The organism is Rhodococcus sp. FG69, assembly GCF_057808915.1.
Window position 1 is genome coordinate 134,078 of record NZ_JBMDIX010000005.1, and the last position, 15,925, is coordinate 150,002.

Sequence of the window (15,925 nt, forward strand, 5' to 3'; positions counted from 1 at the left end):
GCAATGGCACGTTTCAAATATGTGCGGAGCTCTTGATCATCGGCCACTGTGTTCTCCTGTTAATGGGGGTGATCGGAGGGAAGAATCGAACGCGGACGTTGGTCAGTCAAGGTCGCCGAGCATCGCGAAGAGCTCCTCATCGCTGGCCGAATCGAGATCATCGTCGGAAGCCGCTTCTAGCGATGCGCGGGAGACCTTCTGCGCCGCCGTTGACGCTGCTTCGGCCAGTACCGCCAACTCGCGGAGGCGGATTACTGCCGGCTCGTCGATTTCGCCGCTCGCTGTGATCAGAGCGGCAAGGCGATCGAGCTCGTCTGTCAGCGATGGTCCGCTGGGCTGACCTATGAGCTTGTCCAGATACGATGCGATCGCTTCCGGGCTGGGATGGTCGAATACCATCGTCGACGGGAGTTTTAGGCCTGTGGCCGACATCAATCTGTTGCGCAGCTCCACTGAAGTCAACGAGTCGAAACCCAGTTCGGAGAATCCTCGGCTCGAGTCGACCTTGGCGCTGGTCTCATAGCCGAGGACGCCGGCAGTTTCAGCAACCACCAGATCAATCAGAGCCGATGTGCGATCAGCACCGGACAGCTCGGCCAGTAAGGATTTCCCGCTTTGCGCCGTATTCGGTACTGCGAATCCTGTTGTTGCCCTAGGTCGCACAGCGCGACCGTGGACGAGATCTCTCATGACAGCGGGACTCGGTCCGCTCTGGGCGCGCAGCACCGGAAGGTTGAAATTGGTGATCGAGACGATCGCGTCTTCGCCACTGACGGCCAAATCGAACAGCGACAACGCTTCGTCGTTCGACAACGGTGGTAGACCGGCCCTGGCGAGGCGCCGTAGGTCGGTCTCCGTCAAGTCCCCAGCCATACCCGACGCATCCGCCCACAGGCCCCAGGCAAGTGAAATTCCAGGTAAGCCAAGCCCGCGGCGATACTCGGCTAGCGCGTCAAGATATGAGTTGCCAGCGGCGTAGTTGCCCTGTCCGGGCGTCCCGAATAGGCCCGCAATCGAGGAATAGAGAACGAACGCGGATAACTTCCGATCCAAGGTCAACTCGTGCAGGTTCCAGGCTGCGGCGATCTTCGGAGCCAATACGCGATCGACCTGCTCGGCGGTCAGAGTCGTGACCAGACCATCAGTCAATACCCCAGCGGTGTGAACAACCGAGCCGATGGCATGTCCGTGGAGCGCACCGGCGAGCGCGTCGCGGTCGGAGGCGTCGCACGCAAGTAATGTCACTGACGCGCCCAATTCGGTCAGCTCGGCGACAAGACCAGCGGCCCCCGGAGCTTCAATTCCACGCCGGGACAACAGGATCAATTCCTTGACACCGTGGCGTGCTACAAGATGACGAGCTACGACGGAACCTAGAGCACCTGTGGCGCCGGTGACAAGCACAGGGTCCTGTAGCCAACCTACTTTCACAGGCTGAGGGACGACAGCGGAGAGTCTGGGGACCAGCAGACGATTGCTGCGCACGGCAACCTCCGGCTCCCCGGACGCCAGTGCAATCTGCAATCCAGCAATATTGTCAGCCCGATCCAGATCCACCAGCACGAACCGCTCGGGGTTTTCCGACATCGCAGTGCGTACCAAGCCCCACACACCTGCTGTGGCCGGATCAGCTGACTCGACCTGGGCTCCCTGTGTGACGACGGCCAGGGTGGACTTCTCAAAACGGCTACTGGATAGCCACTCTCGAATCGAACCCAACGTGCTGTGCACTGACGCATGCGCATCACCGGTAACGCTCAAGGCGACGTATACGGGCGAGCCCGCGACGTCCGATAGAGCACCCGGCTCAACCACGACTGGTGACGGTAGCGACGTGGATGAAGATGTCGTTAGCTCTCGCCATGTCAACCGATGTAGACCGCGCGCGGGGATGCCGATCCCGGAAGTCGGTCGAAGCACTAGTTCCTCGATCGTTGCGACCGAGACGCCGTCTGGTCCTAGGAAGGAAATCGATGCTGAGAGTGAACTATTGACATCGCCCGAAGTCGAGATTATGGCCGTGACAGCCGTGGCTCCCGAGACATGCACAGTGACGCCAGAGAACGAGAATGGGAGTGCTGCTGGGTTGTCGTCGAGAAGCAGCAGCGGATGTAGGGCTGCGTCCAACAACGCCGGGTGTAGGGCATACGAGGCGGCATCCACGCGCAATGACTCGGGGAGGACTACTTCAGCCAACACCTCGGACCCCTTACGATGGAGTGACCGAAGACCCCTGAAAGCCGGGCCGTACTCGTAGCCGTGTTCAGCCAGGTGTGCGTAATCGACCTCGACTTCTTGGCCGGCAACCGCCGAAGAGAGAGTCGGCTGCAACTCGTTAACGAGCGTGCCCTCTGCATGAAGCGTCCAGGTGCCGTCTTCGCTACGTGAACGGACTGTCACTCTTCCGTCGTCCGGAGACGCGGCAACTTGAACTTCGATCGAATCGTCCAGGGACAGCACGATCGGCGTTGCTATCGTCAGATCCCCCACGCTGAGAAGTCCGATTTCTTCCCCAGCCTGTAGCACCAGCTCGATCAGCATCGAGCCCGGCACAACAGTGTTGCCCTGAATCCGATGGTCAGCGAGCCACGGAAGTTGCTTAATCGACATGCGACCTATCAGAACGACCGAGCCACCCTCTGCCAGCTGGACTACAGCACCGACCAAAGGATGGGTACTGCCGCCTAGGCCAAGTGACGCGTCACCGTAAGACACACCTGCTTCGGGTAGCCAGTACCTCTTCGAGCGAAATGCGTAAGTGGGCAGTGATATCGAGTCTGCTTGCGGGAGGTTGACTGTCCAATCGACATGCACGCCATTTGCGTGGACAGTCGCCAACGCAGCGAGCGCGGAAGTTGCCTCTGACCTGTTTGCCCGAAGCAAAGACACTGCAGAACCCGGAGTTCTCGTACTGGATTTCTGGACAAGTGCTGTCAAAACTGCATCGGGGCCGAGCTCGACGAACTCGGTGACGCCTTCGCTCTCTAGTGCTCTCACACCATCGACAAACCTGACCGGTCTCCGCACATGTCCTATCCAATAGTTCACGTCCTGCAGTAGGCCCGGTTCGGCCACGCGACCGGTCACATTAGAGACAACAGGAATTGTTTGTTCATGGAATGTGATGTCGTTGATGTCCGCGCGGAAATCTTCGAGAATCTCATCCATATGCAAGGAGTGAAAAGCATGGCTGACGCGAAGGGATGTAGCCCGCTTGCCCCGTTCCCGGAAGCCGTCAGCGACGGCATCGACCGATGCTGCGTCACCCGAGATGACGGTGGACGTCGGTGTGTTGAAAGCAGCGATGTCGACACCGGTCACGTCATGCAGGGCTGCACGGACTTGGTCTTCGTCGGCTTCCAGAGACGCCATCGCACCGTCGTTGCGTGCACTCTGCATCGCGCGGGCGCGTGCGGCGATGAGGGTGCACGCGTCTGCGAGGTCGAGGACGCCAGCCACATGTGCCGCCGCGATTTCGCCGACCGAATGGCCCATAAGTGCATCTGGCCGCACACCGTAGTGTTCGATGAATCGGTACAGCGCGATCTCTATTGCGAAAGTGGCCAATTGAGTGAACATCGTCTGATCCAGCTGAGCGGAATCTCCACCGTCACCGTCCGCTGCAAACAGGACGGACCGTAGAGCGATCCCGGACCGGCGGTCCAGGTGATCCATCGTTTCGTCCAGCGAGTCCGCGAATACTGTTGACAAATTGTATAATTCGCGTCCCATGCCCAGTCGCTGAGCGCCCTGCCCGGTGAACAGAAAAGCTACTTTACCTAAGCCCGCACGCCTACCGATGAATACCGATGCCGAAACACCGCCGGCAGCAACTGTTTCGAGCCCATCAATCAGCTGATTCCGATCCGCACCGAGGATCACTGCCGAGTGATCCAGCTTCGCTCGGGTAGTCGCCAACGAAAAGCTGACGTCGACCGGATCCAGATGAGGACGATCCTCTACGAATGCTCGTAGTTTGCTTGCTTGCTCCGCCAGTCCATCGGCGTCGCGTGCGGTGAGAACCCATGGAATGATGTCTCGCGTCGGTTGACGCAATCGAGGCTCTCGTAACGCGGGCCGATCCGGAGCTTCCAAAATAACGTGAGCGTTCGTTCCGCTGATACCGAACGACGACACCCCCGCGCGAAGCGGACGGTCGGCAGTCCATGGTCGAGCAGCGGTCAGAAGTTCGACTGCGCCGGCGTCCCAGTCGATTTGCTTCGATGGAGTATCGACATGCAACGTGCGCGGTAGCTCTCCGTGCCGCATGGCCATCAGCATCTTGATCACTCCGCCGACCCCCGCTGCCGCCTGAGTGTGTCCGATGTTCGACTTCAGCGAACCCAGCAGGAGAGGACGCATGGCATCACGGTCAGCGCCATAGGTTGCCATGATGGCCTGGGCTTCTATCGGATCCCCGAGCTTGGTGCCAGTGCCGTGCGCTTCAACTGCATCGACGTCCTCGGTGTCGAGCCCCGCCGCCGCCAGTGCATCGCGAATAACCCGTTCCTGTGACGGTCCGTTCGGGGCAGTCAGACCATTCGATGCACCGTCAGAATTGACCGCTGAACCGCGCACAATGCCGTGGATCCGATGTCCGCGCGCGACTGCATCCGACAACCGCTCGACTAGCAGCAGACCGACACCCTCAGACCACCCTGTTCCATCGGCTGAATCGGAAAATGACTTGCACCTGCCGTCGGCCGAAAGTCCTCGCTGGCGCGAGAACTCGACGAAGGTAGTCGGTCCGGACATCACCGTTACCCCACCAGCCAACGCTAGGTCGCATTCCCCGTTCCGCAGAGCTTGCGCCGCGAGATGGAGTGCGACCAGGGATGAAGAGCACGCGGTATCGACCGTGATCGCCGGCCCTTCCAACCCATAGTTGTAGGCCAGGCGACCCGAAATAACACTGGATGTGTTGCCGGCCAGCAGAAAACCTTCGTACTCCGCTGGCGCAGAATGCAAGCGCGATGCGTAGTCGTCGTACATGACGCCGGTGTACACGCCGGTGCGGGTGCCGCGTAGGGCGTTCGGATCAATACCCGCATCCTCGAAAGTCTCCCAGGCGGTTTCCAACAACAGTCTCTGCTGAGGGTCGGTCGCAGTCGCCTCACGCGGGGACAACCCGAAGAATTCGGCATCGAACAAGTCGGCATCATGTAAGAACCCACCATGTCGCGTATAGCTGGTCCCGGCGTGATCCGGGTCCGGGTCGTAGAGCGCATCGACATTCCACCCCCTGTTGTCGGGAAATTCGGAGGTCGCGTCGACACCATCCGAAACCAGCTGCCACAACTCTTCTGGAGAGCGGACTCCGCCTGGGTAGCGACATGCCATCCCCACGACGACTATCGGGTCGGCTGGCGAGCTCGCGCGTTGAACCGACTCTCGAACTGTGGGCGTAGCAGGGGTGAGAAGCGAAACGAGGTGGTCAGCAAGCTTCTCCGGCGAGGGATAGTCGAAAACAGTCGTGGCATTCAGCCGTAGTCCGGTGATCGTAGACAGTCGATTACGCAGGTCCACAGCAGCGAGTGAATCAAATCCCTGTTCTCTGAACGCAGTCGACAGATCAACTGCTGACGCCGTCTGAAATCCAAGTGCTGTCGCGGTCTGTTCACGTATGAGACTACGTACCGCCTCTACCCGCGCCGATTCGTTTAGTGCTGCAACGTCGGTCACCCACGAGGGTTGTTCGTGCAACTGGTCCTTCTTGCGGGGGGGTGAAACGAGATCCCGCAAGACAGCCGGAACGTCGGAACGGCCGACTCCGGCGGGCGACCACTCGACTGGTGCGATTACGGCAGCGTCGATGCATAGCGCAGCGTCGAACAATTCAAGTCCTCGCGCGGCAGTCAACGGGGCGAACCCAGATCGCCCCCAGCGAGCCAGGTCTGAGGGCTTGAGCGCAGACCCCATTCCGGCTGTGTTGTCCCACAGACCCCATGCCAAGGAAGTTCCCGGCTGTCCGGCGGCGCGGCGGTGTGCCGCCAGCGAGTCAAGAACCGTGTTGGCTGCAGCATAGTTGGCTTGACCTGGAGTACCCACTAGCCCAGACACCGACGAGTAAAGAACGAACGCCACCAATTGGCGGTCGAGTGTCAGTTCGTGAAGCAGGAGTGCGGCATCGGCCTTCGGCGCGAGCACGTCCGCAAGCTGCTTATCTGTGAGCGAGGTGGCAGCACCATCGGCGAGAACGCCCGCTGTGTGGATGACTGCAACAAGATCGTCAATGCCGTGAACGAGTCCAGTCAGGGATACTCTGTCGGTCACGTCAATCGCCACGGCGCGGACGGCTGCTCCGAGTACGGTCAACTCCGCGACGAGTTTGGATGCTCCCGGAGCGTCAATTCCCCGCCTGCTGACGAGTACTAGGTCTGTCGCACCATGCGCGGTGACCAAATGTCGTGCTAGGAGTGCACCCAGTCCGCCTGTGCCACCCGTTATGAGAATAGTGCCGGAACTGAAGTCGGGTGATTCGCCGGCGGGGGGCGCTTTCGTGAGACGAGGTACGTGCAAAACACCGTTTCGTGAGACCAATTGCGGTTCTCCGGTGGCTACGGCTTCGCGAAGGTTGTCACCATCGCTGTCCGTGTCGAGAATGACAAACCGATCAGGGTGCTCGCTTTGTAGCGACCGGATCAGGCCCCACACCGCGGCACCAGCCAGGTCGACGGCGGTGCTATCCGCAGCAGCCCTTCGTGTCCGCACTATCAGACGCTCTTCCGGCGAGTGGTCTGCTGCCAGCCAGGCTGTCGCCCCGGCCAAGGTCGAGGCCGCCGTAGCTAGTGGGGTGTGTCCGTCTACGTCGAGCAGATGTAATGGCGCGTTCGAGCGCGCGGTCGCAGGAACCGGTATCCACGTCAGCTCGAACAAACTATCCCGGAACCCCACCATCGCCGATTTTTCGACCGCACGTATCACCACAGTCTCGACGGCACCGGCAGGGGCACCTGCGTCGTCAGCTATAACTATCGTGGCCTTGTCGGTACCGGTGGTGCTTATCTTTACTCGATACGCCGACAAGCCGGATCGGTCGAACCTCACGCCCGACCATGCGAATGGCAGTTTGATTCGGCCCGGATGGTCGGCAGCGGCATGGACCAACGGGTGTAGGACGGAATCGAGGATGGCCGGGTGCGCTTCGAATTCGCCGCCGTTCAGGGTTTCAGGGAGGCGAACTTCCGCGTAAGAGTCGTTTCCATCGCGCCACAGTGCTGTCAAGCCGCGGAACGCGGGACCGTAGTTGTAGCCCAGATCAGCCAATCGTTCGTAGATCGCCTCGACTGACTGTTGGTCTCCAGGCGGCGGCCACTCTGTCAACGTTCCCGTACTCGCCGAACCCGCGCCCAACACTCCGGAGGCGTGTCGTACCCAACTATCTTCCTGTCGCGAGTAAATCGCGATTGCGAGTTCGTCGGAAACTGTGACTTGCATGCGAACGGACGAGTCCATACTCAGTACAAGGGGCACTTCCAGTGTGAGTTCCTCGATGGCGGTCGTACCGATATGTCGTCCCGCACCGGCCGCCAACTCGAGCAACGCCGTACCAGGTACAACGAGGTTCTCCCCGATGGTGTGATCTGCCAGCCAGGGGTGCTCGGCGACGGAGAGGCTGGCAGAGAAGACCATGGCCTTGCTCTCAGCCAATTCGGTAACGCTTGTCAGCAAGGGGTTTTGTACCGTGTCGATCCCCTGTCCGGTGATGTCCCGTCTGCGCGGAGGGAGCCAGAAGCGTTCTCGTTGGAAGGGGTAGGTCGGCAAGCTGACGGCCGGGCCAGCGGGCAGCGCGAACGAAGCGCCCCTGGTGTATGCGTCAGCGATGCCGCGCATGGTGACTTCAGATTCTGAACGCCCTTTGCGTCCTGTTGCGAAAACTGCGGCACCGTCGGGAAGCGAAGCTGTGGCGAGAGGCGTGAGAATCGCGTCTGGACCGACTTCGACGTGAACGGTTGCACCAGATTCCGCAAGCGTGAGAAGAGCGTCGTGAAAGCGCACACCCGCGCGGATCTGGCCCGCCCAGTAGTCCGCCGTCGTGAGGTCGGTAACCGTTCCGGTAACGGTGGAGATGATGGGCACAGTCGGCGTCGAGAACCTCACGTCGGCCACCGCTGAACGAAACTCGTCGAGCACACCGTCCATGTGCGGTGAATGAAAAGCGTGGCTCACGCGCAGTTCGTGGACTCGCCGACCTCTTGCTGCCCACTGTTCGGCCGCAGATCGCACTGCTGCTGTGTCCCCCGCGAGCACCACAGCATTCGGGCCGTTCACTGCCGCAATCGATACGCGTCCGTTGAATGACGCGAGGGTAGGGGTGATCTCGTCCTCGGATGCGGTGACAGCAATCATCGAACCGTCGGCCCGCGCGGACTGCATCAATCGCCCGCGGGTTGCGACAAGTTTGGCAGCGTCTTCAAGGTCGAACAGGCCGGCTGTGTACGCAGCGGCGTATTCGCCCACAGAGTGGCCAACCACGAAGTCTGGAACGAGCCCGTACGCTGCGAGCAGCCGCGCCTGGGCTACTTCGTATGCGAACAGCGCTGGTTGCGCGTACTCCGTGCGCGCCAGCATTTCAGGGGGGCCGTTGGCTATCACATCGCGTAATGGTCGGTCGAGATGTGGGTCGAGGGCGGCGATAGCATCGGCGAACACCGTAGCGAAAACCGGGAAAGCCTCGGCGAGCTCAACGCCCATACCCACGCGCTGCGCGCCCTGACCGGTAAAGAGGAAGGCGAGTCGAGGTGACGGATTCGCTGATCCACGAACCACCGCTGCGGACTTCTCGCCCTGTGCCAGTGCCGTTAGTCCCGCCAGCCGTTCTTCTTGGGAGCTACCAACGATCGCGGCGCGATGGACGAAGCGTGGACGCACTGCAAGTGCTGCGGCGATTGAATTCGGGTCTGCTTCGGGGTCGGTGTCGATAGCCAAGATGTGCGCCATTGCCTGGAGTGCGGTCGGGGTTTTGGCGCTCAACACCCAAGGAGCGGGGTGGGTCTCCGACGTGTACTCAACCGTAACGGTGCTCGCCTGCTCGAGAATCAGGTGAGCATTCGTTCCGCTGATCCCGAACGACGAGACAGCAACGCGACGTGTGCGTTCGGTCTGAGGCCACGGACGATTGTCCGTCACCAACTCCAGCGCACCTGATGCCCAATCGATTTGAGAACTGGGGGTCTCCGCATGAAGTGTTGCCGGTACTATTCCCCGGCGCAAGGATTCGACCATCTTGATCACGCCGCCCACTCCAGCGGCGGCTTGGGTATGGCCTGTATTGGACTTCAGTGAGCCTAATAGCAAGGGAGCGTTACGCTCTCGTCCGTAAGCGGCAGCCAACGCTTCTGCTTCGATCGGATCGCCAAGCGGAGTGCCGGTACCGTGTGCTTCGACAGCGTCGATGTCAGCCGAGGTTAGTCCGGCGTCTGCCAACGCGCGACGAATGACCCGCTGTTGAGCTGCCCCACTGGGAGCTGTGAGACCGTTGGTGGCACCGTCGTTGTTAATTGCCGAACCGCGTATGACGGCGAGAACCGTTCTACCTTCGCGGCGCGCATCGGACTCCCGCATCAATGTCAACATTCCGGCACCCTCTGCCCACACGGTGCCGTCGGCCCCGTCCGCAAAAGACTTGCATCGTGCATCTGCTGAGAGACCGTGTTGCCTAGAAAACTCCAAGAACATACCCGGTGCAGCCATGACCGCCACACCGCCGGCCAGCGCGGCGTCCACTTCGCCGGAGCGGAGTGACTGCACAGCCAGGTGTAGCGCAACCAACGATGAAGAACAAGCAGTGTCGACTGTCAGTGCAGGTCCAGAGAGGCCGAGCTGGTAAGCGATACGGCCGGAGAGCACACTCGGTGCGAGCCCCGTCAAAATGTGGCCTTCGGATTCAGGTTGCGCTTCGTGCATTCGCGACCCGTAGTCGCTGACTGTTGCGCCCACGAACACTCCTGTACGCGAACCACGAAGGCTTTCAGGCTCGATACCGGATCGTTCGAGGGACTCCCAGGAGACTTCCAGCAACAAGCGTTGCTGGGGGTCCATTGCTGTAGCTTCGCGCGGAGAAATGCCGAAGAAGGCAGCATCGAAATTGGCGACGTCGTCGAGGAAGCCGCCCTCGTTCACGGTGCTCTTACCGGATGCCTCTGCGTCGGGGTCGTATAGGTCAGTTGGCCATCCGCGGTCAGTGGGGAACGGTCCGACAGCGTCGACTCCGTCGAAAACCAGTTTCCAAAGATCATTGGGTGAGGCCACCCCGCCTGGGTAGCGGCATGCCATGCCGACAATGGCAATCGGGTCGTTCGATGGCATCCGACGGTGGCCGTCGGAATCGCTGCTCTCCTGGATTCCAGCAAGATGTTCGGTCAGAGCTGCAATGCTTGGATAGTCGAACAGAACGGTGGCCGGCAATCGACGGCCGACTGCGTCGGACAATGCATCTCGCAACTCCGTCAGCATCAGCGAACTGAAGCCAAGGTCCCTGAGCGGGGTGTTTGGCGGAACCGAAGTCGGATCGGTGACACCGAGTACGGCTGCGACGTGGGCACCCACAATGGCTGCGTCAACCACCGAAGCGCTGATATCGGCAGCGAGTTCGGACTTGGCGCCGCGTGGAATATCCTTCGCAGATGATGCGTTCGCTTGAGAGGCCGGCGCTTGGGTGATCCAATAGTGATTCCGCTGAAAACTGTAGGTGGGCAGTGCAATCGGCCGTGAATCGACATCCCCGTAGAATGCATTCCAGTCGATGTCAGCCCCTCTCGCGTGGGCTCGGGCTAGAGCAGTCACTGCGGTTTTAGATTCGGACCGGTCAGTGCGTTGGAGGGCAAGTGCGTGGATATCCACGTTTTCCGGCAGGCAATCAGCAACCAAGCCCGCAAGCGCCGCATCAGGGCCAACTTCTATCAAGGTGGCGACAGTCAGCCCCGAGATGGCGTCCAAAAAGCGAACGGGCTCGCGTACCTGCCGCACCCAGTACTCCGGGGAGCTCATTTCGTGCGTCACCGCGTCGCCGGTGACCGTCGAAACGATTGGTATCCTAGGCGGATTCAAAGTCAAACCATCGACGACTTCAGCGAACGCGCTCAGCATCGGATCCATCATCGACGAATGGAAGGCGTGACTCACGCTCAGACGTTTCACGAGCGCACCTCGATCGCGCATTGTCTGGGCGGCCGCCAGAGTCGCATCTTCGGGTCCAGAAAGTACGACCGAGTTGGGTCCGTTGACTGCTGCGACGACGACGCCGTCTCCAAGTACATCGATAACATCGTCCTCGGACGCAGCGACAGCCACCATCGCGCCACCGTGCGGCAACATCCCCATCAATCTGCCGCGAGCGGCCACCAGAGCACAGGCATCTTCCTCAGAAAGAACACCTGAGACGTGGGCAGCGGCAATCTCTCCGACCGAATGCCCTACCAAGACTTCAGCGTTTATGCCCCAGGAAGATACAAGTGCAAAGGCAGCGACCTCGAATGCAAACAAGGCCGGTTGAGCGAATTCGGTCTGATTCAGGTGCGTACCGGTGGAAATCGCTTCTTCCAAACCCGCAAAACTTGCGACTAAGCGCCGAAATGTGTCGGCAAATACGGGATAGTGCTCGCTGAGCTCCGATCCCATGCCGACCCGTTGCGCTCCCTGCCCGGTGAAGAGCAGACCTACCCCCGCCGGTTGAACTGTGTCGACGACTACGGCAGGGTGTGGAACTCCTCTGGCCAGCGCTGAGAGCCCGTCGAGAACGGTGGACTGTTCTGATGCAACGATCACGGCTCTATGCTCGAAGTGGGTACGGGTGACGGCTGCTGCATACCCCAACTTCAGGAAGTCGGATGTGTAGTCGTGAAGTGACGCGGCCTGCTCACGTAAGGCACTGACGGTGCGAGCAGATACTGGAATGGCGACCAGATCCGAGCTGCGTTCGACGGGGTGGCGATCGACATGTGCAATTGACGGTGGTTCTGAGACAACGAGATGACAGTTGGTTCCACCCATCCCGAATGAACTGATTCCGGCGATGAGTGGGGCAGTTGGATCCGGCCAATCGGTGTATTCAGCCTGAACGGTCAGGTTCAATTCCGTCAGAGGAATGTTTGGACTCGGCGTCTCGAAGTGCAAGGTTCGGGGGAGCGCTCGATGGTGGATAGCCAAAACGACCTTGAGCAAGCTTGCAATGCCGGCAGCGGATTCCAGATGGCCGATGTTGGTCTTGACCGAACCGACCGGCAAAGTGTCGGTCCGCGCCGAGCCGATAGCTGAGCCGAGTGCGGCAGCTTCAATGGGGTCGCCCACCGGTGTGCCAGTTCCGTGGAGTTCGACGTATTGCACGTCGTTCGGCCGTACACCCGCCCGCCCGTGTGCTGCGCGGATGACAAGTTCTTGGGCAACTCTGCTCGGCACAGTAAGTGCGTCAGTTGCACCGTCGTTGTTGATCGCACTGCCACGGATAACGGCGTAGATGTCTTGGCCATCGGCCAAAGCTGCCGAGAGCGGTTTGAGTACAACGACCGCGCCACCTTCTCCGCGAACGAACCCGTTCGCATGAGCATCGAAGGTGCGGCATCGACCGTCTGGGGAGAGTCCCCCGAAGTTCTCTGCGGCAAGGGCACTTTCGGCAAGCAAATTGAGATTGACACCAGCAACGATCGCCAGAGGTGTCTGACCGGCGGATACGGCTTCGGCGGCCATATGGACCGCTACCAATGATGAAGACTGGGCGGTGTCGATTACGACACTGGCACCGCGAAGACCTAATACATAAGAGACGCGATTGGCTATGACGCCGCGGTGCAGACCAGCGTTGCTGTGTTGACCGATTGCCCATTTACCAGCGGCGTGGACCAGTTCGGCGTAATCGTCCCGCATCGCCCCGACATACACGGATGCCTCTGTTTCGTACAGATCAGCCGGCACGATTTTTGAGTCTTCGAGTGCCTCCCACACGAGCTCGAGCGTCAGCCGCTGCTGCGGATCGATCGCGCCCGCTTCGCGTGGTGATATGCCGAAGAACGCGGCATCGAAGTCCGCAACCGAGTCCAGATACGCTCCGTGTTCTGTTGGACCCGAAGGGTCCGACAAACCTGAGACGCTGACCCACCGGTCGGCAGGGGTGTGCCCGACGGCATCCACTCCATCGCGCAGCAGTCTCCAGAACGCAGCAGGATTCGGAGCGCTCGGTAATCTGCATGCGATACCGACTACTGCGACCGGTTCGGTCGGGTAGGTCGAAGTAGTGTCAGCCTGGCTCTTCGTCATGGCACTCGACTGCTTTCTTGCGGCGAACGAAATCGAACTATTGGGCCTCCTTTTTGTACCGACCGTGTGGTCACTTTTGGGTTCTGGACAGTTCTAAGCTGTCCACCGCTGACTCCGTTACCGCTGGATGAACCCATCCAGAATCTGCGGGTTTACGTTGAGCGCAGTGGAGCGGGACAGCCGCACTACACGGCGAGCGGATGAGGAAATGACGACTACAGACACGGACACGACTGACCGTCCCGTCGGACCTGTCACCGACCCTTTGACAATGACCGACACGTACGTGCGAGGCAGCAACGCCGGCGATATCGACGGCGTAATGAGTCTCTACGCCGACGACGCTGTCTCGGTGTGGGAACCAGGAAACCCTGTCACTGGGACCGACCACGAAGCAGTGGTTCGAGCGCATCTCGAGCGCGGACCTGTGATGCAGGCGAAGGTACGCGAATCACACGTGACCAACGACGTCGCGTTGCTTGTCGTGGACTGGCAGATTGATATCCCCGAAGGCGGCGGACTACCAGCGGAACACCACACCGGGCTGGGCCTGGATGTACTCAGAAAAAGCGACGACGGTCGCTGGCGCTACGTCGTGGACAACCCGTTCGGTGAAGCGTAAACGTCCACAGAACTAATCGCCGACGAAATGGAGTCGAAGTGACAGCATCTGATGTAGGACTCGAACTCTCAGAGCCACACATGCGTGGCATGCTAAAGAGCATCGGCCTGGATGTCGAGTACCTGCGCGGCACCGGAGATACCCTCTTCTACCGAAATGCAGACGGAGAGGAAGTCCCGGTACTGGACCTGGTCGGTGGATACGGGTCCTTGGTGTTTGGGCACAACCATCCAACACTTGTCGGAAAAGCGCAAGAAATGCTCGCCGCGAATGTTCCTGTTCACGCTCAATTCTCCTACCACCCGTACGCCAATGATTTGGCAAATACGCTGAATGCCGTACTCAAGCGTGAACTGAACGTCCAAGAGCCGTATACGGCTCTCTTCGGGAACAGCGGAGCCGAGGCAGTTGAGATCGCGATGAAGCACGCCGAGCTTGATCGCGTGCTCCGCGTCAGCGAGCTGAGATCGATGGCAACAGCACTGTGGACCGCTGCTACAGAGAGTTCGCCGAAAGTCTCGACCGCGGCCAGCAACCACTTGGGAACTCCCATCTCTGCGGACATCGTTCAGGTAGCTCGAGCGGCGGAGCGGTTGAACGAGGCTGCGTTCACCCGAGGGCCTGTCTTCCTCGCCCTCGAAGGCGGCTTCCACGGTAAGCTGACTGGCAGCGTCCAGCTGACGCACAACCCTGGTTACCGAACGCCGTTCAAGGGGTTGGCTGCTCAGGCACGATTCGTCGCTACCCGGCCAGGTGCTGTTGATGACGCTGTCTTCTCGGAACAGGCGGAAATTCTGCTGCCGATGATCGAGGACGGAGTCTTGCAATTGAGACGGGAGAAAGTGCCGGTAATTGCAGGGTTCTTTGTGGAACCGGTGCAGGGGGAGGGTGGCATAAGGGTGATCGACGAAGCGTTGGCAACCGAGATTCGCGATGCTGCGGACGCGGACGGCTTCCCCGTTATCGTCGATGAGATCCAAAGCGGTATGGGGCGCACCGGAAAATTCTTTGCGGCCGCACATATTGGGTTGGTGGGTGACTACATTCTGTTGGCCAAAGGTATCGGTGGCGGAATTGCAAAATCGTCGGTTGCGATGATTCGCACATCTAGATATCGCGGTGATTTCGAACTCGTGCACAGTTCGACGTTCGCAAAAGACGCCTTCTCCATCGGGCTGGGGATTACGGTGCTGCAAATGCTGGAGGCTGACGATGGTGCGGCATACAGCCAAGCCACAGAACGCGGCGCGGCGTTGCGGGTGGAGTTGAAGTCCGTGCAAGAGGACTATCCCGACGTCATCTCGGACGTTCGAGGGCTTGGACTGATGTTGGGTATCGAATTTGCTGACCTGAGTCACTCAGCCGACCCTGTGCTAGCCGAGAATGCCCGCCAGGGGTTGATCGGGTACGTTTTCGCAGGTCACCTGCTACGGAGGTACTCAATTCGGGTCTTTCCCACCGCGAGTGCGCCACACACGCTGAGAGCAGAGCCGTCAATTGGCCTGAGTGATAGTGCGGTGGCCGAAGCCGGTCGAGCCTTGCGAGGACTGTGCGCACTGGTCAGAGAGGAGAAGGGGGCCGAACTCCTGCCGAACTGACCCTTGCGTCTACCAGCAAATCGGCACCTTGGGCCACCTGCAGTTCACGCGGCCGCTTTGTTCATCGAGCGAGTGATGGCCAGGCAGAGCTTCGATCCCTAGCGATGTCCTGGCCCCTTAGGCTGCACTTAGTCATCTATAAAACACCGAGTTCCCGCGCAATCTGGAGGACACCTGCACCCTCGGGAGTGCAGCGTCTCGTTATACGGCGGAGTGCGGCCTATGAGTTGGCGATGCTCACGAGACGTTACTTACCAAAAAGTAAGCTCTTGTTCTCAAAAATAGCTCGCGTAATGTACTACCCAGTCTCTTCTTGAGTTGCGATTGGACGCCCAACTGCTCACGAGACGGCGGGTGCCGAGTGCTTCCGCCGGTTGTAAACCCGTGCCGCAGGCCTGACAGTCCGCCGCTTCTGGAGGATTCCGGGGCATTGGTGCCCTGGGCGGGTCGCTGC

General features: G+C 60.1%; 3 protein-coding genes. 2 read left to right on the forward strand and 1 reads right to left on the reverse strand.

Translation table 11 applies throughout. From position 1 onward, the window contains the following. Positions 1-102 precede the first annotated feature (102 nt). On the reverse strand, positions 103-13,251 hold the full coding sequence (locus tag ACODSO_RS06590) for an SDR family NAD(P)-dependent oxidoreductase (RefSeq protein WP_489035947.1): 13,149 nt from the start codon (positions 13,249-13,251) through the stop codon (positions 103-105). A gap of 271 nt (positions 13,252-13,522) precedes the next feature. Between ACODSO_RS06590 and ACODSO_RS06595 the strand changes: the two genes are divergently transcribed. Together ACODSO_RS06595 and ACODSO_RS06600 are read left to right on the forward strand one after the other, a co-directional pair. Further along, on the forward strand, positions 13,523-13,873 hold the full coding sequence (locus ACODSO_RS06595) for a YybH family protein (RefSeq protein ID WP_489035948.1): 351 nt from the start codon (positions 13,523-13,525) through the stop codon (positions 13,871-13,873). A 38-nt stretch (positions 13,874-13,911) separates the two neighbouring features. Beyond that, complete coding sequence (locus ACODSO_RS06600; protein WP_489035950.1) at positions 13,912-15,471, forward strand: aspartate aminotransferase family protein; 1,560 nt, start codon at positions 13,912-13,914, stop codon at positions 15,469-15,471. The last annotated feature ends 454 nt before the right edge of the window (positions 15,472-15,925 follow it).